The sequence below is a fragment of the Paenibacillus sp. FSL M7-1455 genome, from assembly GCF_038004655.1.
GTDB lineage: Bacteria > Bacillota > Bacilli > Paenibacillales > Paenibacillaceae > Paenibacillus_AQ > Paenibacillus_AQ cookii.
The window spans coordinates 361,940-381,960 of the sequence record NZ_JBBORO010000001.1; the positions used below are offsets into that span (position 1 = coordinate 361,940).

The 20,021-nt window shown below is 54.6% G+C and carries 16 protein-coding genes; 12 read left to right on the plus strand and 4 right to left on the minus strand.

All coding sequences use genetic code 11. From position 1 onward, the window contains the following. Positions 1-56: 56 nt before the first annotated feature. Together NYE48_RS01635 and NYE48_RS01640 are read left to right on the plus strand one after the other, a co-directional pair. The gene (locus NYE48_RS01635) at positions 57-1,529 is read left to right on the plus strand and encodes a chitinase (RefSeq protein ID WP_340996481.1); all 1,473 of its coding nucleotides are present in this window, start codon (positions 57-59) and stop codon (positions 1,527-1,529) included. Positions 1,530-2,039: 510 nt separating this feature from the next. Next, entirely contained in the window at positions 2,040-5,855 is a 3,816-nt protein-coding gene (locus tag NYE48_RS01640) for a glycosyl hydrolase family 18 protein (RefSeq protein ID WP_340996483.1), read from the plus strand. A 231-nt stretch (positions 5,856-6,086) separates the two neighbouring features. On the opposite strand, the gene NYE48_RS01645 is transcribed toward NYE48_RS01640, so the two are convergent. Then, positions 6,087-6,386: an MGMT family protein gene (locus NYE48_RS01645; protein WP_212949451.1), complete on the minus strand. Its 300-nt coding sequence runs from the start codon at positions 6,384-6,386 to the stop codon at positions 6,087-6,089. A 201-nt stretch (positions 6,387-6,587) separates the two neighbouring features. On the opposite strand from NYE48_RS01645, the gene NYE48_RS01650 reads away from it, so the two are divergent. From NYE48_RS01650 to NYE48_RS01660, 3 genes are all read left to right on the plus strand, one after another. After that, positions 6,588-8,186, plus strand: a complete 1,599-nt coding sequence (locus NYE48_RS01650; protein WP_340996486.1) for an ATP-binding protein — start codon at positions 6,588-6,590, stop codon at positions 8,184-8,186. A gap of 62 nt (positions 8,187-8,248) precedes the next feature. Continuing rightward, positions 8,249-8,821, plus strand: coding sequence for a hypothetical protein (locus tag NYE48_RS01655; protein ID WP_340996487.1), 573 nt, complete (start codon positions 8,249-8,251; stop codon positions 8,819-8,821). Positions 8,822-8,845: 24 nt separating this feature from the next. Continuing rightward, positions 8,846-9,100 carry a hypothetical protein gene (locus NYE48_RS01660; protein ID WP_212949455.1) on the plus strand — a complete coding sequence of 85 codons (255 nt, stop codon included), beginning with the start codon at positions 8,846-8,848 and terminating at the stop codon, positions 9,098-9,100. A gap of 9 nt (positions 9,101-9,109) precedes the next feature. On the opposite strand, the gene NYE48_RS01665 is transcribed toward NYE48_RS01660, so the two are convergent. Next, positions 9,110-9,919 carry an AraC family transcriptional regulator gene (locus NYE48_RS01665; RefSeq protein ID WP_212949457.1) on the minus strand — a complete coding sequence of 270 codons (810 nt, stop codon included), beginning with the start codon at positions 9,917-9,919 and terminating at the stop codon, positions 9,110-9,112. A gap of 162 nt (positions 9,920-10,081) precedes the next feature. On the opposite strand from NYE48_RS01665, the gene NYE48_RS01670 reads away from it, so the two are divergent. The 3 genes from NYE48_RS01670 (at position 10,082) to NYE48_RS01680 (ending at position 11,635) form a co-directional block, all read left to right on the plus strand. Further along, positions 10,082-10,534, plus strand: coding sequence for an SRPBCC family protein (locus tag NYE48_RS01670; RefSeq protein ID WP_340996489.1), 453 nt, complete (start codon positions 10,082-10,084; stop codon positions 10,532-10,534). A gap of 328 nt (positions 10,535-10,862) precedes the next feature. Beyond that, on the plus strand, positions 10,863-11,291 hold the full coding sequence (locus NYE48_RS01675; RefSeq protein ID WP_036715152.1) for a hypothetical protein: 429 nt from the start codon (positions 10,863-10,865) through the stop codon (positions 11,289-11,291). Further along, positions 11,288-11,635, plus strand: coding sequence for a hypothetical protein (locus NYE48_RS01680; protein ID WP_340996492.1), 348 nt, complete (start codon positions 11,288-11,290; stop codon positions 11,633-11,635). Before NYE48_RS01675 ends, NYE48_RS01680 begins: the two co-directional genes overlap by 4 nt. 63 nt (positions 11,636-11,698) lie before the next feature. Here the strand turns inward: NYE48_RS01680 and NYE48_RS01685 are convergent, their stop codons facing one another. Continuing rightward, the gene (locus tag NYE48_RS01685; RefSeq protein ID WP_340996494.1) at positions 11,699-12,532 is read right to left on the minus strand and encodes an AraC family transcriptional regulator; all 834 of its coding nucleotides are present in this window, start codon (positions 12,530-12,532) and stop codon (positions 11,699-11,701) included. Positions 12,533-12,729: 197 nt separating this feature from the next. Between NYE48_RS01685 and NYE48_RS01690 the strand changes: the two genes are divergently transcribed. After that, positions 12,730-14,028, plus strand: coding sequence for an alpha-glucosidase/alpha-galactosidase (locus tag NYE48_RS01690; protein ID WP_340996495.1), 1,299 nt, complete (start codon positions 12,730-12,732; stop codon positions 14,026-14,028). A 155-nt stretch (positions 14,029-14,183) separates the two neighbouring features. On the opposite strand, the gene NYE48_RS01695 is transcribed toward NYE48_RS01690, so the two are convergent. Then, complete coding sequence (locus tag NYE48_RS01695; protein ID WP_212949464.1) at positions 14,184-15,284, minus strand: amidase domain-containing protein; 1,101 nt, start codon at positions 15,282-15,284, stop codon at positions 14,184-14,186. Positions 15,285-15,417: 133 nt separating this feature from the next. Between NYE48_RS01695 and NYE48_RS01700 the strand changes: the two genes are divergently transcribed. From NYE48_RS01700 to NYE48_RS01710, 3 genes are all read left to right on the plus strand, one after another. After that, on the plus strand, positions 15,418-15,744 hold the full coding sequence (locus NYE48_RS01700; protein ID WP_036715485.1) for a hypothetical protein: 327 nt from the start codon (positions 15,418-15,420) through the stop codon (positions 15,742-15,744). Positions 15,745-15,934: 190 nt separating this feature from the next. Continuing rightward, on the plus strand, positions 15,935-17,224 hold the full coding sequence (locus NYE48_RS01705) for a cupin domain-containing protein (protein ID WP_340996502.1): 1,290 nt from the start codon (positions 15,935-15,937) through the stop codon (positions 17,222-17,224). A gap of 48 nt (positions 17,225-17,272) precedes the next feature. After that, positions 17,273-19,789 (plus strand): glycoside hydrolase family 95 protein, encoded by a 2,517-nt coding sequence (locus tag NYE48_RS01710; RefSeq protein WP_340996505.1) that lies wholly within the window; start codon positions 17,273-17,275, stop codon positions 19,787-19,789. Positions 19,790-20,021: the final 232 nt, after the last annotated feature.

Genomic DNA, 20,021 nt, shown 5'->3' on the forward strand with positions numbered 1-20,021 from the left:
ACGGTTCGACCGGAAGCATGAGAAGCAGGAGTTAAACCAATGAAGGAGGCGTATCGATGAGAAATGCATGTTCCCCGAAAAGCAAGCTGATTCGCAAATTTTTGCCGCTGCTGATGATGGTGGTGCTCGTCGTCGGATTGGCGCCGTCCATCGCCGCAGCGGCCGACCGCGGGGCTTGGGCGCCCAATGTCGCTTATGCGGTTAATGATACGGTGACGTATAGCGGAAGCACGTACAAAGCCATCCAGCCGCATACTTCCTTGGTCGGCTGGGAACCGCCGAACGTGCCGGCGCTGTGGCAGTTTGTGGCCGGAGGCGGGGGAGGAGGCACGACGGATACCCAGGCGCCGACGATGCCGACGAACCTTGCCGTCACGGGCACGACATCCTCAAGCGTGTCCCTATCCTGGACGGCCTCGACCGATAATGTCGGCGTCACGGGCTACGATGTTTATCAGGGCACGTCGAAGGTCATGACGGTTGCGGGCACGACGGCGACGGTGACCGGCTTGTCGGCAAGCACGGCTTATACGTTCCGGGTTGCCGCCAAAGACGCCGCCGGCAACGTATCCCCGCAAAGCGCCGCGGTGACGGCAACGACGCAAAGCGGCAGCGGCGGCGGAGGCGGTCAGCTTCCGAAGCATGTGCTTACCGGTTACTGGCATAATTTCATCAACGGATCTTCCAATTTGAAGCTGGGCGACGTGCCGGACCAATACGATATCATCGTGCTGGCTTTTGCCGATATGGACCCTTCCAAGCCCGGGGGCGTTACGTTTAACGTGGATTCCCCGCTGTCGAACGCCCTCGGCGGATATACCAACGCCGACCTGATCAACGACATCCAGGCGAAACACGCGAAAGGCAAAAAGGTCATCATCTCCATCGGCGGGGAAAAAGGAAACGTCAATCTTGGCAGCGCATCGCCGAACATCGCCAACTTCGTCGACAGCATGTCCAACATCATCACGACGTACGGCCTTGACGGGATCGATATCGATTTGGAGAACGGCATGAACGTGGCCAACCTGACCACGGCCGTCAAGCAGCTGCAGCAGCGGTTCGGCTCCGGTTTTATTTTGACGATGGCCCCGCAGACGATCGATATGCAGAGCCCGAATACGACTTATATGCAGCTGTATAACAACTTGAAGGACATCACGACCGTCATTAACGTTCAGTATTACAATTCGGGCTGCATGCTGGGCCGGGACGGCAAATGTTATTCCCAGGGCACGGTCGATTTCCTGACGGCGCTCTCCGATCTGTCCCTTCAGTGGGTGGCCCCGTCGCAGCTCGGCATCGGGGTGCCCGCCGTTCCGGCTGCCGCGGGCGGCGGCTATGTATCCCCGTCCGTCGTCAACAATGCGCTTAACTGTCTGGCGACCGGCACGGGCTGCGGAAGCTACAAACCCGTCGCAAAATACCCCGACATCCGCGGCGCCATGACGTGGTCGATCAACTGGGATAAAACGAGCAATTACAACTTCGCGGGCACGGTGAAGCCATTCCTCGTTTCCATGCCTTAGTTCCTTTTCCGACAACCCTCGGCCGCACAGGCCGGGGGTTGCGGCATGAGGAAGATACAAATCAACGAAATAAGATACTTATCCCGAAACCGATTTTCGCGCTGGAACCGGGGTGGTATGATGAGGCTGCAACGATCTTCATTCGCGATCCGCAGAACTTCCCCGGAGAACAGCTTATACGCCGCGTAATGCTGCGCCGCCTGCCATAAGACGACCGATCCCGTTTTTCCTTGACAAATCTTTATGGCGGCTTTGCATATTTCCTAACGGGTAATCACCATTGCCGAAGTGACTTCAACGAAAAATCTCAAAACTTTTTGCTTGCTGCAGTTTTCCCGTCGGGCCGGCCCGATAGGGAACATACCGTCTGCGATTAAGTCCGGTCCAACGGCCGGGTTTAATACTCATGCCATACGCCCCCCGTTCCGAAGCCGAAGGAGGTGGAATATGCGTTTGACGAAGGAGGGGAGAAAGGGCGCGTGGCCAAAAAAGGATAGATAGGGGTGCATTATGAAAGCGCTTCATAACAGGATGGAATGGAAGTGGTTTATTTGCTTCGTCTGCGCAGCCGTCATCGTATCTTCATTCGCTTTTGCGGGACGGGCTGCAGCCGCCTCGTCCGACGTCAAGGGCCATTGGGCGGAACAGCTTCTTGCCGGATGGCAGGATCAAGGCCTGCTTAAAGGGTATCCCGACGGCTCCATGAAGCCGGATCGGGCGCTGACCCGAATCGAGCTGATGGCCATGATCAACCGGTATTTTCATTTGACGGCCGAGAAAGCGGCCTCCTTCCCCGATTTGAAATCCGGGCAGTGGCAGTATGCGGAAGCCGCAAAAGCTTTGGAGGCGGGTTATGTCTCCGGTTACGCCGACGGTTCCGTCCGCCCGGATCAGCCGGTTACACGGGAAGAGGCGGCCGTGATGCTGTTTAAGGTTTTGAAGGCCGAAGCGGACAGCGATCCGGGCGTCCTCAAAGCGTTCAAGGATGCCGGTAACATTGCCGATTGGAGCCGACAGGCGCTCGCTTATCTGGTTCTGAAGGGCAAGCTTGGCGGATACCCCGACGGCACGATTCGCCCTCAATCGGCGCTGACCCGGGCCGAAGGGGCGGTGCTGATCAGCCGTATGCAGGTGAGCGTGCCTAAGACGCTGCAAACCTATAACAAAGCCGGCACCTACGGTCCCGCATCGGGAACCGAAACGGTTGGCGGGGATGCCGCCATATCCGCCTACGGCATTACCCTGCAACATATGGTCATCCGCGGGAACCTTATCCTCGAAAAGGGAGCCGGTCCCGGCACCGTAACGCTGAAAAACGTGAAGGTGGAAGGGAAATTGGTCATTTTGGCAGAGGGGGTGGAGCTGGTCATCCAGGGAAGCCGGCTGGATTCCGTCGTCGTGGACGGACAAGGCAATACGCTGCAGCTCGGCAGCGATGCGGGCATCGCCCATTTGGTGCTGAATGCGAAGGCCAAGGTTCTTGGCTCCGGCAAAATCCAAAAAGCAACCCTTAACGAAGGGGCTAAAGGTTCCTCCTTCCAAACCGCTCCGCAAAGCGTCGACGGTCCGCAGGCCGGATCTATCCAGACGGGTGTACCCGGCAGCAGCACCCCCGGCGGCAGCTCCGGAGGAAGTTCCGGCGGCTCCGGCGGGGGATCGGGCAGCGGCGGCGGAAGCGGGGGCAGCCCCGGCGGCGATTCGACCGTTCCGCAGGCGCCCGTCGTCACCGGAGTCGCCAATGGCGAGATCTATACTTCGGGCGTGCTTCCGAACTGGACCGACGCCGCGGATACGACCAGCAGCGCCACGCTGAACGGAGCGGCCTACGTCAAAGGCACCGGCATTATCGAGGCGGGACAATACACGCTGGTCGTCACCGCCGTCCACAAGAACAGCGGCAAAAAAGCAAGCACGACGGTCAACTTCACCATGAAGCCGGAGGTTAAGCTGATCGGCTACGTGGCGGGCTGGAAGGATTGGTCATCGGCGCAGCCGGTGGACGCCGCCAAGCTGACGCACATCAATTATGCTTTTACGCATATCAAAGACAATAAAATCATTCCGATCGAAGGCCAAAACGATGACGCGAACTATGCATACCTGCAAAGCCTGAAAGCCCAAAACCCGAACCTCAAAATTTTGAACTCGGTCGGCGGCTGGGGGGCGGACGGATTTTCGGATGCGGCCATGACCGAAGTTTCGCGGAACGCCTTTGCGGACAGCATCATCGAATACGTCAAAAAATACGACCTGGACGGCATTGACCTCGACTGGGAGTATCCGACCCAAGATGCAGGCGGGATCGTGACGGGAAGGCCTGAAGACAAAGAGAACTTTACGCTCGTGCTCAAGCTGATCCGCGAGAAGCTGAACGCGCTGGGGCTGGAGAACAACAAGTATTACGAGCTGACCATCGCGGCCGGAGCGGGCTGGGGGTATTTGAACGGCGTCGAGATCGGCAAAATCACTCCGCTGCTCGACAACATCAACGTGATGACGTATGACTTCGCCGGAGGCTGGGTGCAAAATACGGCCCATCATACGCATCTGTACGGAACGAACATCAGCACGGATTTATCCGTCGACGTTTTGCTGAAAAACGGAGTGCCTGCCCATAAGATCGTGATTGGCGGCGCTTTTTACAGCCACAAGTGGACGGACGTGACCGGCGACGGGCCGATGGTAGGACGTAGCGCCAAAGGCAGCGAAGACACGCCGTCGTACAGCGCAACGATTGCGGCCTATAACGGGGAAACCGGATTTACCCGGTACTGGGACGAAAACGCCAAGGCGCCTTACCTGTTCGACGGCAGCACGTTCCTGTCCTATGACGATCCGGAATCCTTGGCGGAAAAGGCAAAATACGTGCTGGACCGCGGACTGGCAGGAGCGATGTTCTGGGAATACAGCCAGGATACGACGGGCGCGCTGCTTACAGCTCTGGCGGACGGCTTGAAGGGCAAACCTTACGAAAAAGACACGACCTCCGTTCCGGATGCACCGGTCATTCGCCCCATTACGGAAGGCGGGGAGTATGATCCGGGCGTCGCGGCAGACTGGAACGATGCGCCCGGAACCGCTAGCGCAGCTTTCCTGAACGAAGCCGTCTACGAAAAAGGAACCCCGATCACGAAAGCCGGAAGCTACACGCTGACCGTGATTGCGGCGCATGGCAAAAGCATGAAAACCGCCAAAACAACCGTTCATTTTACAGTCAAAAGCAAAGAACAGCCGCCTGCCGGGCCGAAGCTGATCGCCTACGTACCGGGCTGGGTCGCCTGGTCCGAGGCCAACCCGATCGATGCAGGCAAGCTGACTCATATCAATTATGCCTTCACCCATATCCGGGATAACCAAATCGTGCCGATGGCGGGATCTTTCGACGAGGAGAACTATGCTTATCTGCAGCGTTTGAGAGCGGAATATCCGCATCTTAAAATTTTGAACTCGGTCGGCGGTTGGGGAGCGGACGGTTTTTCGGACGCCGTACTGACGGAAGAGAGCCGGGAGATTTTCGCTTCCAGCATAATAGACTTTATCAAACGTTACGATTTGGACGGCATCGACCTGGATTGGGAGTATCCGACCCAAAGCGCGGACGGCGTCATGAAGGCAAGGCCCGAAGACAAACAAAACTTCACGCTGATCCTCAAGCTGCTGCGGGAGAAGCTGAACCAATTGGGTGCCGAAAACGGAAGGTATTACGAGCTGACGATCGCCGCCGGGGCGGGCCCATCTTATCTTAACGGCGTCGAGATCGGGGAAGTGGCCAAATACGTGGACAATATCAACGTGATGACGTTCGATTTTGCCGGAGGCTGGAGCCCGTCCACGGAACACCATACGAATCTGTACGGAGGCAATTTTAGCGTGGATGCGTCCATTCAGCTGTATTTGAACAGCGGCATTCCTGCGGATAAGCTTGTGATCGCGGCCGCGTTTTACGGGCATGTTTGGACCGACGTCGAAAACGCCGGTTCCGACGGCCTGGGCCAACAGGCGAAAGGTTCGCCCGACACGCCGACTTATACGGACATTTTGGCCAAATACAACGCGCAAACCGGGTATACGCGCTATTGGGATGAGACTGCCCATGCACCTTATTTGTTTGACGGCAGCACCTTCATTTCCTATGACGACCCCCAGTCTATCGCGGCGAAGGCCAAATACGTTCTCGACCGCGGACTCGCAGGGGCGATGTTCTGGGAATACAGCCAAGATGCGTCGGGAAGTTTGCTGGCCGCGCTTTCGAACGGGCTCAAAGGCATTCCTTATGAAACGGATGAAGCGGCGGTTCCCGGCGAGCCGGTTATAAACGAACCCTAAGCTAAATAATTCAGCAAGTCCCCCGTAAAGCAGTTTGAAATGGCATGCTGGTCATGCCCGCTTTGCGGGGGTTTTTCATTGGATCGCCGGACGCCTAACATTAACGGTTTTGGCATATCGCTCATCGACCGGAATCTAGTATACGAAACAGACCGCGCGTTGCGGTACAGTAGGGACAGGTTGACGCTTTATCGTTGCATGATCGTACATAAAGCCGCTTCAGGAATTCTTTTATGCTCCATATACAGACAAATCGATCCGGCCGCCGATCCCGACTTCGACCCCTTCGTCTTCCAGCAGGGCCTGCTGCAAAAAGCGGGACTCGTCGTCGCGCAAGGCGATCTCGCCTTTGGCATTGACCACCCTGTGCCACGGAAGATCGTATTTGGCGCTCATGGAATGCAAAATTCGGACGACCTGCCGGGCGGCGCGCGGACTGCCCGCAGCGGCGGCGACGCCGCCGTAAGTCATGACTTTGCCCGGCGGTATGGATTGGATCTGCTCGATCACGGCCTTTGTAAATGGCTGCATCGTTCCTCCTTTGTAGCCGGAGCTCCGGCCCGTCTTCCAAAAATATAACATGCTTATGACAACATCAAAAAACCTCTAGTGAAGGATTCATTTTGAATGGTATGATATAGGGGTGGGCAAATAATTCTTACTATAATAAATGATCCGCTTCCAAACGATCCAATCACTAGGTAAAGTATATAACAAAATGAGGTGTGCTGCATGGGCGAGCCCTTATATCAATTGAATGATGCACACGCCATCGAGGTGTCCAAACAATATTGCATACATACGGGACTTGATCCGAGCGAGCCTCCGAGGTTCAATCAGAGATACAGTCCAGCGGAGCTGGCCGCCAAGCTGGTAAAGTACAAGGAGTACATCGAAGTCATTCATTTTTTCATAGGCAAATTTTTATCTTCCATTTCAGGCAGTCCCATCACAATCACCGTAACGGACGATCAGGGATATGTGCTGGAGTTTGCCGGGGATGAGACGATTATTAAAACGGTTAAACAATTAGGGATCGAGGAAGGCGTCCGGTTCAACAAAGATGCGGGCACCAATTCCATTGACCTGTGCCTGACCCATGGCCGGCCGTTTCAGCTGCTGGGGCAGGATCATTACCATACCATATTGCACAGGCTGGCTTGTTACTCCACGGGATTCCGCAGCGAAGACGGCCGTATCGTCGGGACGATTTCGCTGATGACGGAACTCGGGTTCGCCCATCCGCATTTACTCGCGCTTCTCTGCACGATGGCCGATTCCGTGGAGCGCGAGCTTTTGCTGCGAAGGCAAAACACCCAGCTGCAAATGCTGAACCAGTTTTTGCTGGATACGAATTTTTACGGTGTCGTCATAACCAACAGCCTGGGCAATATCCTCGAAATGAACGAACGCTGCCGCTCGATGCTGCTTTTGGACGGGCAAACCGATTATGCAGGGACGTCGGTATTCAACATCGATTTGATAAGCCCTTATTTTCAAAGAGCGATCAGGCGTCATGAGGAAACCATCGGGGTCGAGCTGAGCCTGGCGGTAAAGGACGACGAACACCGTTACATGCTGGACGTGCTTCCGGTGTACGACACGGACCGGACGATCGTCCGCGTGGTCGGCAGCATCCGCGACATCACCGAAATGAAGAAAACGGAGGAAATCCTCCGCAATACCGAAAAGCTTGTATTCGCCGGTCAGATCGCGGTGGGCATCGCCCATGAAATCCGCAACCCGCTGACCACGGTCAAAGGCATGCTGCAGCTCCTCGGCAAGGACAACTGCCTGCGCCATTATAACCTGATCATGTCGGAGCTGGAGCGGATGAACATGATCGTGAGCGAATTTTTGATTCTGGGCAAACCTCAAGCGGTGCAGTTCCGGAAGGATCGTTGCTTCCCGGTTCTTCAGGAAGTGCTCAACCTGTTTGAAATTCAGGCCGCTTTGAACTGCATCACGGTCGACTGCGTCGTCCACGCCGATCATCCCATCCGCTGCGACCGAAATCAGATCAAGCAAGTATTCATGAACATCGTAAAAAATGCGATCGAGGCTCTGCCTCACGCCGGGAAAATACATATACTCCTTGAAACCCGCGAGGGATACCAACGGATACGTTTCGCCGACAACGGCGTCGGCATGAGCGAAGAGATGCTGCAGCGGATCGGCGAGCCCTTCCATACCACCAAATCGGAGGGCAACGGCCTGGGCATGATGATCGTCAAAAAAATCATCGATGCCCACCATGGACGGATGGACATTGCCAGCGAAGTGGGGAAAGGGACGATCGTGGATATTTACTTGCCGCTGAGCGAGGACTAATGCAGAAAGTCGAATAGGGGCTTCCCACGGGCAACCCGGCCCTTTAAAACAGGAGGAAGAACATGCGTATGGAAAACGGACTGAAAAGCAATTTCGGAAAATACGCCGTCCCCAAAGCGCTGCAAGTTCTGGCCGAGATCGATCAAGGCTTACAGGCGAAGGGCGGCAATTTGGATGAAGGATTGTCTTTTTATCTCGTGCATGAGGAGAATTTCCGTTACTTTAACACGCCATGCGATGTCGTGGTGTTCGGGAACACCGGCGCGGACGGAATCCATTACGGGCTGCTGACCGATTTCGGAACGGCGGCGACGCTGGATGAAGCGCCTGTCGTTTGCGTCTCGCCCATGAGTTTTGATCGTCCGGTCCGCATCGTCGCCGAGAACCTGGAGCACTTTTTGAGCTTGAACATGAACGATTCGGGGCTTTTTTACAATCATTTTCGTTCCGAGGAGGACTATGCCCGGTTTTTGGGGGAACAGGATGATGATTCGCCTTATCGTCCAAGCGAGGAGGAAGAGGAGCGGGCTGAGCACATTCGGCAGCAGGTTCGGGATCGGCTTCATCTTCCGCAGATCGATCACCCCTACCGATATGTCCGGGAGCTGCAGGCAAAGCGGGACCGCGATGCCTGAATTCGTGTTCGAGGCGGGCTGCATGTGCTTCGGCCCCCGGGACGGCATGCCCCGTTTTCCGGGGAACGGTTTCACGTCGATCCTGAAGGAAGGTTCGAGACTGAGGAAATTTTCCGTTTTTTGGACGATGCCGAACCTCCGGCCGTGATGGCGCTCGTGCGGGATTTGCAGCTGCATGCGCTGAACGGCATGACGGACTTGCAACACAGGCTGGGGCATGTGCTGGCCGGCATCGGCCTTCATGACGAAGCAGAACGGTTGCGGATCAGCATGGACTGAACGGGAGCCTCAGCTATCCTGCACCATCCGCCGGTATTCATCGGGCGTGCAGCCGACGACCGCTTTAAAATCTTTAATAAAATGGGGCTGGTCATGGTATCCAAGCTTCGCGGCGAGCCGGGACAAATCAACGGGAAGGCTTCGGTCCATCGTTTCGGCGGCATTTTGCAGGCGATAAAGGCGGATGACCCATTTCGGACTGATGCCGACGTATTGGTCGAACAGCCGCTGCAGCTTGCGGATATGAATCTGAAAATGCTCGCATACCTGGTCTACCTTGGAAATTTCCCGTTCGTCCGCGATAAAGTCGATGATGCGGTTGATCCTCAGCACCTCGTCGTCCAGCGGAGGAAGTTTGGGCAGCAGCAGCTTTTCCATAGTACGGACCATATCCTGATCGTCGTCCATGGATAGAATCGTTTTTTCGAGTTCGGATCCGTCCGCGCCCAAAATGCCTCGTACCCCAAGCGGCTGATCCAGCAGGCTGGACACGGGCCGCCGCAGGAAAGGGTAAAAACCGCCGGGCCTGAATTTGATGCCAAAAACGACGCCTTTTCCGTGGATCGGGTAAGAAAATTTTCCGGGAGACGGGGCATAAATAAGCGTTTTACCGGGCTCGACGACCAGATTGACGCAGGGATTCGGGACGACGTGCTGCATGTACGGCTCCTCGTCCCGGCAATCCCAGCGGATGATCCAGTAGTGTTTAACGAAAAAGCCCAGCGCTTCCGAAGCGGCGTGGCGGGACAACGCAAACCTTTTTTCGCCGCCCTGCGGGTTCAGAATTCCCATGCTTGGTTTGATTGCACCGGAAGACATGTCGATCAGCTCCTGAAAAAATTTATGGAACAGGCGTTCCTGTCGTGTTTTTACAATACGTGGCATTCTATCAAAGGTATCATGAGTTTAGCATACAATTTCCGTTTGGGGAATTTTGCGGCAAATGAATAACGAATACGAATTCCAAGGGAGCGTGAACGCATGAACAGCCTGAAATATGAATTTTATATCGGAGCCGAGCCGGAAAAAGTGTGGGATCTGCTGGTGGCGCCGGAAGGAACGAAAAAAACGTTTTTTAACTGCGTGCTCCAGTCCAGCTTTAAAGCCGGGGAGCCTTTTGCTTACGTCGGACCGGGCAATGACGGCGATGAAACGGTGCACGTGTACGGGGATATTTTGGCGTATGAGCCGAACAAAACGTTGAGTTATCTTGAGCATCCGGGGCCGTCGTATCATGCCAATCATGAGGAGCTGACTTCGCGGGTGACCTTTACGCTGGACACGGTGGGCAAATGCACGAAGTTAACGCTCGTGAACGATCAGTGGTCGGACGACCATCCATCCTTCCAAAACGCCGAAGGCCATTGGTGGATGATTCTGAGCAACATCAAAACGGTGGCGGAAACGGGAAATACGCTTGATTTTGGCTGGTAAAAAGGAATAGCGAATCGGACAAGGGTGGCTGCGGATGGCAGCCGCTTTTTTTTTATCTACAAGCATGTCCCGCTTCCGGAGGTATTTTGCATTTTTATGCATAGCAACTAGGCCCTTGATCATATAAGGTGTAGAGAAAACTCTAAATAATTTAGTAAAACAATCCAAAAAATGGGTACAAACCTAAAAAACTTGCAAGTTGAAGCAAAACCGTGCATAAAATAGCAGAACTAAGGACGCCTTCTGATATGTCAGCCAATTTTCACATCTCGTTATCACAAATCAGCTTCTCATTACATATTAGAATGGTATATGGGGGAATCCAATCATGCATTGGACTGATTTCGCGGTGATCATAGCGTCAGGTTCATTCGGCGGTCTTTTGTCAAGTTTGTATATCCACGACGGATCCCTTATACTGCCCAAAATCATCGAACTGGAACTCAGCGACGGATCCAGAAGGAAAAATTATCATATCGGCTTTCTTTCGGATATCATTTTGGGGGCTGGCGCAGGCTTGATTTCGGCACTTCCGCTTGGACTCGAGTTCCCGAAATATATTTACGTGGCGATGATCGCCGGCTTCGGCGGCGGCAGCTTTATCGCGAAACAAGCCAAGCTGACGGCCGAAGAAAAAATATCCTCCCAGGATAAGCTGCCGACGATCATTGCGTCCAGCGCTCCTGATACGGACGGTTCCGATGAAATGACGTTTGAACTTGCTATTCCAGACCGTAAAGGAGAGAAGTTGACATGACCCTTGGTAAGATCACGTTAACGAACGACGAAATCAACGAGTACAACAGGCTGAAGAAAAAAATCAGGGATGCCAGAACAAGGCTGGAAGTCTCGTTGTACACGAAGCAGGCAGAGCAAATCCTTGAAAGAGGGCGTCTTCGTTACGTCAGCAAGCTCGAGCAGAATAAGCCGCAAATCAAAGGCATCCAGGAAAAAAGCAAACCTCAGGTAAAAAACCAACCCCAGGAAAAAAAAGCGAAGCTTTCGGCGTACACGGCGGCAAATCAGAGTTATGCCCTCCCGCAAAGCATCAGACGTACCGCGTTTATGGGGAAATTGGCGAAATCGAATTCGGGCCGGTAAGGCTCTTTTTATTTTGAAGATTGTTGCAAAATCCGGATTGGGGAAAACATGACGACGGCCGGACTACAATCTCGTTTCCCGGTATTGCCGCGGGGAGGAGCCGGTCACCTTTTTGAACATTTTCGAGAACAGGAACGGATCGATATACCCGACGGAACGCGATACGTCGCTGACGGACAGTTCGGGGTTGCGCAGCAGGTCGGCCGCCCGGTTCATCCGGTATTCCAGCAGAAAAGCCTGCAGCGACACGCCGTACTGTTCCTTGAACAAGCCTGACAGATACGTCCGGTCGAGACCGACCGAGCGGGCGATGTCCAGCACGGATATTTTTTGGCTGTAGCTGCTTTCGATATATTCGATCGCTTTGCGGATGTAACCTTCGCGGGAGTGGCGCGTTTTCAGTCCGTCGTCCGGTTGGGGCGAGCAGCGGATCAGATCGGCAAGGACGCGGTATAAAATGCTGTGGCTTACGACGTCGCCGCCCCGCTCGCCTTCGGCGGCCTTCAGATCGCGATAGAAGCTGCCGAGGCCGTTGTCGGAAAGCTCCGTAAACACCGGATGCGCGACATGGATTTGCGCCCGCTGCAGCAGCGATTTGGCGTTCAGTCCGGTGAAGCCGATCCAGGAATACGTCCAGGGGTTCGCTTCGTCGGCGCTGTAATGGACAAGCGTATCCGGGAAAATGACGAAACCCTGTCCCGCCCGCAGCTCGTACGCCGTATCATGCGTACGGAAGACGCCGCAGCCGCTATGGACGTAATGCAAAATATACGCGTCCCGGAGCCCCGGCCCCCAGGTATGCCCCGGCAAACATTCCTCCAAACCGAAAAACTGCAGATTCAAATCCATTTGCCCCTGGATCGCGGGGACGGTGCAGTTGTCGTTGATACGGGTCATGAGAAAGCTTCTCCTTTATCTCAGATGCGTTGTCTCTTTATATTATAACAGGTCAAACGTTTTATTTTTACTTTGTAAACGGATACAGAAGTGGGATTATGACATGTTTTGCTTTGTTTGCTCCATGTCGCTTCCGCGGGCGGAGGGGTATAGTTAAAACCAAGTTGAAGCGAATCGCGAAAGGGAGGAAACATTCCATGTCCAAAATTACGTTCATCGGTGCGGGCAGTACCGTTTTCGTCAAAAACGTGCTTGGCGACGTCATGACGACGCCGGCGCTTCAGGGCTTCGAGCTCGCCTTGTTCGATATCGATCCGGAGCGTCTCCAGGATTCCGAGCGCCTGCTGAACAGCATCAAAGCCACGCTTGGCAGCACCTGCGTCATCAAAGCCTACTCCGACCGCAAAGCCGCGCTGAAGGGCGCCAAATACGTCATCAACGCCATCCAGGTCGGCGGCTATGATCCATGTACGATCACGGATTTCGAGATTCCGAAAAAATACGGCCTGCGCCAAACGATTGCCGACACGGTTGGAATCGGCGGCATTTTCCGCAATCTGCGCACGATCCCGGTCATGCTCGATTTTGCGAAGGACATGCAGGAAGTGTGCCCGGACGCGCTGTTCCTGAACTATACGAATCCGATGGCGGTGCTCACCAACGTCATGAACACGGTGGGCGGCATCCAAACCGTCGGCCTCTGCCACAGCGTGCAGGTGTGCGTGCCTCACCTGTTCGAATCGCTGGGCATGGACCCGACCGGGGTGAAGGCAAAAATCGCCGGGATCAACCATATGGCATGGCTGCTCGAAGTGTCGAAGGACGGGGTCGACCTGTATCCGGAAATCAAACGCCGCGCCGCCGAGAAGCAAAAGGAAAAACATCACGACATGGTGCGTTTCGAACTCATGAACCGTTTCGGCTACTACGTGACGGAATCCTCCGAGCATAACGCCGAATACCATCCGTATTTCATCAAAAAGACGTATCCCGAATTGATCGAAAAATACAACATTCCGCTCGACGAATACCCGCGCCGCTGCGTCAACCAGATCAACGGCTGGAAAGAGATGCGCGAGAAAATTTTCGCCAGCGAAAACATCGAGCACAAACGTTCCAAAGAGTATGCGTCCTACATCATGGAAGCGATCGAAACCGACGTGCCGTTCAAAATCGGCGGCAACGTCATGAACACCGGGCTCATCACGAACCTGCCGAAGGAAGCCTGCGTCGAAGTGCCGTGCCTCGTCGACCGTTCCGGCGTCACCCCGACCTATGTCGGCGATTTGCCGCCGCAGCTTGCCGCGCTGAACCGCACGAACATCAACACGCAGCTGCTCACGATCGAGGCAGCCATCACCGGCAAAAAGGATCATATCTACCATGCCGCGATGCTGGACCCGCACACCTCTGCCGAGCTGTCGCTGGATGATATCGTGGCATTGTGCGACGATCTGATCGAAGCTCACGGCAGCTGGCTGCCGGAGTTTAAATAAGGAACGGCTCACCAGGATTTGCGAGGCTGGTTCATAGTGACTGCATGTACTGCCCCTTGATTTCAAGGGGCTTTTTTATTTGGCGAAAAAAAAAGAAACTGTCGGCTGTAAGCCACTGTCGGCTGTAAGCCGGCAGTTTAAAAATTCTTATTAAATTAAGGGATTTCGAGAATTTCAAAATAATCGTAATCACCGTATGCGGGAGAAATTGCGTCTAACAATGGAAGGGCTTGTCTCTCGTTAGAATGGCCCGCAAGTTTAAAATCTTTGTTTGAAGTATCATAAGCAGAAATAATCATAAGGTGTGTAGGAGTAGTAATCCAACCAGCCACACCTTTATGGAAAACGACAACATCTCCCTTATAAATAGTACTGTTGTAGATCGTGCTATGGTTGTCTTGATAATTTTTTCTCGAATAGGAGTGAACCGTTGATTTTGGTTTCCAATAGTCTCTAAATTCTTGTACGCTAATCCATGGACTAGGATCTGCAAGCGTCCAACTGTAATTTAATTCGGATGCGCTTTTAGGAGACAGGTATGTAGAATTTTTCTTATAAACATACCATTTTCCTTCCATTGCTTTTCCACCGCCAAGGTGCATGGCTTGTGAAACAAAATTTGTACAATCACTCCCCCACCCAGCATTAAAAGCAGGAAAGTTTGTATTATACTTATTATAATTGTTATATGCCCAATCTCCGGCAGCTGTTCCATTGTAGGCTGCAGCTAATGAAATTTCCGACTTAGATTCAGTAATTTGCTTCAAGAAAGTCTGCGCCTGCCCATCCTCAGAAGAAACGGCATATCGATCCAAATATCCTACTAATACTTCCTGATCCGAAGTAGGCAGGTTTTGGTAATACTTTTCGATTTCATGCATAATATCAATTTTGTCTTCCTTTACTAGCGACAACGTTTTCTCACGAATGCTTTGATCACCAGAGATTGTTTCAAGAATTTGGGCTACTTGTTGATCCTTTTTATAATATGTTTCCAGCGTCGCCTCAATTATATGTCCTTCTTCAGCAGGATTTACCAAGTAATCTCTGTTCGAATTCAAGAGATTAGTCACATTTTGTTCATTGCGGTATTGTTCAATGTATGGATTAATTAATTTCAAATTATCCATGGATGTAACGTCGTTTAAGTCCTCACTAACAGGTGGATTTGCTTCACTTGCATAAGCAGGGGCACTAATAATACTCAATGCTAAAAATGAACTCATAGCAAGTGTTAAAAAATTTTTCTTAAACATGATTTTGAAATAGACTCCTTAATATGGTATTTTATGGACAAACCTATTAAACTATATTTTCCAATATTTATCAATAGTGTTTTTATATGGAAGTTGGTCCGAATGATATTTTGTATACAAAGGAGGAGTTAAGGTGAGGATTCGGAGGATTTTTGGCTTAGTTTGTATTGTCCTGATTGTTTTGTTGGTGTTGGAACAGATTCCGGGCGTGCAGCGTTTTACGGCTGCAAACGTTTCTCGAATTTATGTTTATTTCACCTATGGGCATGACAAATTATTTTTTGAGAAAATAGAGTATGTACCGCAATTCGGAGATTATTTTGTTACCTATGAGAACAAGCTCGGTGAAAAATATTCATTTATCGTCTCGCCCCGTTTTTTTCCTGTGCTTGTAAAGTATGATCCGATCAAAAAAGAAGCGGTTGGGTATGACAGGTTTCAATACGGTAAGCTTGAATAACATAATGCATGGTTAAGCGGGAGGCTTATATCGCTTGGCTTGAATACACATTTGAAAAGCCCGGCAAGGTGCCGGGCTAATTTGCATTTCATAAAAAAACACAAGCCGTACGCAACCCTCGCCATGGAGGAGAGGAGCTGCCGGTAGTAGCATGAAGGAAGACGGATCGCGGGAAAGGGGATGGTGTATTATGAAAGCGCTCTTAGTGGGGATGGGCGAAGCCGGAAGCGGCTGGTACCGCAGACTGCGGAGCATGCACAGTGAATTGGAGCTGGCCGTTTCGGACCCGGACGAAAGCAGGCGGGAGCGGCTGCAGGCGGACGGGGTTCCTTTTTATACGGATGCCAAGGAAGCGATCGAACGGGTAAAGCCCGATTTTGTCATCAACGTGACGCCGCGCCATGTGCATACGGCCATCAACCATTTGGCTTTCGATTATAAGCTGCCGGTGCTTTGCGAAAAACCGATCGCCGAAAACTACGAGAAAGCCCTCGAAATCGTAAAAAGAGCGGAGGAGGAGCGGATTCCGTTCATGATCGCGGAAAATTACCGCACCTTCGCGCCCTTGCGCAAGCTGAAGCGGCTCATCGAGGCAGGCGCGGTCGGGGAGCTGCAATCGCTGGAATGCGAGTTTTTCCGGAAGCGCCAAAAGGTGGCGCTCGAGCCGAACGACGAGCTGGAGGAAGTGATCATCCATCATTTCGATTTGCTGCGCCATTTGTCGGGACGGGAGGTCGGCAAGCTGTATGCCGTCAGACGCCACGTGTTTCATATCGTGATGGATTTGCAGGCAGGCATTCAGGCCTCCTTCCGGTGCTCGCTGCACAGTGCGGGACGCGAAACGCAGTGGCCGGGCGATTGGCGGATCGAAGGGACAAAAGGCAGCCTGATTTTCAAGGATGGCGGGATTGAGCTGACGACGCCGGAAGGCGTGCAGCGCTGGGACGACTTCAGCGATGTCCCGGCCCCGACCGCCTTGCAGGAATTTCTGGCTGCGCTGGCGGAAAAGCGTCGCGGCGAAACCGATGCGAAGGAATATTTAAAAAACCAGGCGCTTGCCCATTATACGCGTTTGTCACTCCAGCAGGGGGAGCAGGTGGATACGTCGGCAAGCTGGGGATACGGCCCGGCGGACATCCGCAATTTTTTGCGGGCCGAACGGAAGCCGTCCCAAAGCCATGGAGGCATCGGAATGGTGGAAGGCGCAAGGCTGTTCGGCCAAGGGGACTTCGAGACGCCGCTCAAGTTTTTGTATTATTCGGTGCTGCCTCCGGGCACGTCGATCGGGTACCACGGGCATCGCGAGGATGAAGAGATTTATATCATCCTGGAGGGTACCGGACTGATGACGATTAACGGGACCGAAACCCGGGTTGGCCCGGGGGATATCGTCGTCAACAAGCCTTGGTGGAAGCACGGCCTGCTCAATGACGGCAGCGAGCCGATCCGGGCAATCGTGTTCGAGGTGGGCAAAACCTGATCATTGAAGCCGCGTAAGTGCTTAAGCAGAAGAAGGGGGGTTCAAGAGGTGAGCTGGACAAACGAACGGGATTGGAAGGATCGGCAAGCGGCGGCAAGGGAGGAAGGCCGGGCGGAGCTTGCCGGAGGCAGCGGAGCAAAAGGCGGAACCGGGCGGCACGGCCGCCCGGTGCGGCTGTGGTATGCCGCGCCGGCGGACCGATGGGAAGAAGCGCTGCCGATCGGCAACGGGCGTCTTGGCGCGATGGTATACGGCTCGACGGGGCTCGAAACGATCCGTTTGAACGAAGATTCGCTTTGGTACGGCGGGCCCGGGCGGGCGGCCAATCCGGATGCCCGGCCGTATCTGGACGAAATCCGCGGCCTGCTGCGGGACGGCAGGCAGGCGGAGGCGGAGCATCTCGCCCGCATGGCGATGACCGCCTCTCCCAAATACGAGCAACCTTATCAGCCGCTTGGCGACCTGATGCTGAAACCTTTAAAAGACGCCGCTCCGGTCGAGGATTACGAACGGGAGCTGGACCTGGAACGTGCCGTCGTTAACGTATCCTACCATGCGGACGGCGTCAATTACCGCCGGCAGTATTTCGTCAGCGAACCGGACGGGGTGCTGGTCATCCGCCTGACGGCAGACCGCCCCGGCGCGCTGATGTTTGCCGTCAATTTGATGCGCCGTCCCTTCGACGGCGTCTGCCGGGCCCTTGCAGATGGCACGGTCGTCATGAACGGGGAATGCGGCGCGGACGGCGTTCGTTTCAGCGCCGCGTTCCGCGCCGTCCATGAAGGGGGGACGGTACGGAACATCGGGGATTTTGTATCCGTGGAAGGCGCGTCCTCGGTGACGCTGCTGCTGGCTGCGCAGACGTCCTTCCGCGCGCCCGATCCGGAGGCAGCCTGCCTTGAGCAGCTTCAGCGGGCGTCGGAACGGCCTTTCGACGAGCTGTTCCAGCGCCATGTCACGGAATACCGGCAAAGGTTCGACCGGTTCGAGCTGTCGCTGACGCCGGGCGGCGATCCCTTGGCATGCCTGCCAACCGATCAGCGGCTGCTTCGGCTGAAAGAGGCGGGGAAGGCCCCGCGCAGCGAGCCGCCGGAACAAGCGAAAGCATCCGCCGATCCCGGCCTCATGGCCCTCTACGTGCAGTACGGCCGTTACCTGCTGTTATCCTGTTCGCGCCCGGGTTCTTTAGCCGCAAACCTGCAGGGCATTTGGAACGACAGCTTTACTCCGCCCTGGGAGTCGAAATATACGATCAACATCAATACGCAGATGAATTATTGGCCCGCAGAAAGTTTAAACCTTGAGGAATGCCATGAGCCGCTGTTCGACCTGATTGAGCGGATGCTGCCCAACGGGAAAGCCACGGCCCGCGATATGTACGGGTGCCGCGGGTTCGTCGCCCATCACAATACCAATCTTTGGGGCGAAACCCGGCCCGAGGGCATCCTGATGACCTGCACCGTCTGGCCGATGGGCGCCGCTTGGCTCAGCCTCCATCTGTGGGAGCACTACTGCTACGGGATGGACGTATCGTTCCTGAAAAAGCGCGCCTTTCCCATCATGAAGGAGGCGGCCCTTTTCTTGCTCGATTACATGACGGAGGACGAGGACGGCATGCTCGTCACCGGCCCGTCGGTATCGCCGGAGAACCGCTTTTTGCTCCCGAACGGTCAAAGCGGCAGCCTGTGCATGGGGCCGTCTATGGACTCGCAAATCGCGCTGACCTTGTTTGAAGCTTGCCTGAAGGCGGCGAAAACGATCGGCCGGGCCGAACGGACTGCTTCCGGTGCGGAGTTTGGCGGCGGCTATATACCGCAAGGGGAAGCTGAATTCGTGGCGGAACTGGAGCGGGCCATCAAGCGAATGCCGAAGCCGTCGGCGGGGCGTCACGGGCAGATCATGGAGTGGCGCATCGACCGCGAAGAAGCCGATCCCGGGCACCGCCATATCTCGCAGCTGTTTGCGCTGCATCCGGGCGAGCTGATCGACGCGCTTGAAACCCCGGAGCTGGCGGAAGCGGCCCGGACGACGCTGGCCCGCAGGCTGGCGTCCGGAGGCGGACATACGGGCTGGAGCCGCGCCTGGATCGTCAACTTTTATGCGCGGCTGATGATGGGCGGCGAAGCGCACGGCCATTTGGAGAAGCTGCTGTCGCATTCGACGTATCCGAATATGCTGGATTGCCATCCGCCGTTCCAAATCGACGGCAATTTCGGCGGGGCTGCCGGGGTGGGGGAAATGCTGCTGCAATCCCATGCCGGGGAGCTGCGGCTGCTGCCGGCGCTGCCGCCGCAGTGGCCCGCGGGCGAGGTGCGCGGACTGCGTGCCAGAGGCGGCTACGGCGTCGATCTGAGCTGGAAGGACGGCATGATCGTGGAAGCCGTCATCCATCCGGAGCGCAGCGGAACCTGCCGAATATGGTCCCCTGTGCCGCTCCTTGCGCAGAATCCGCACAACCAATGGCACGAGGAGAGCGGCGGCGCCGAAACGCCGGGATACCGCTATCTCATCGAGGCTGCCGAAGGGCAAAGCATTATGCTCGCAGCCAAAAAGGACCGGCGATAACCTTCATGCTTCGGCCGAAAGAAAATAATAAAACACAAGCCAGCCGACAAATCTCCATTCCGGCGGAAGGACCGCGAACGTTAAGATAATCACGAAGGCAAGGGATCGTTCCGAACGTGGGCCGGCCCGACCGAACCGATCGAACGGGAGAACAGGCAAGTTTCGGCCGATCGGTTTGGATAACGCTTTCTTTTCCAGAATACATTCCTGAACCGGCCTTACCAAGCGAGCC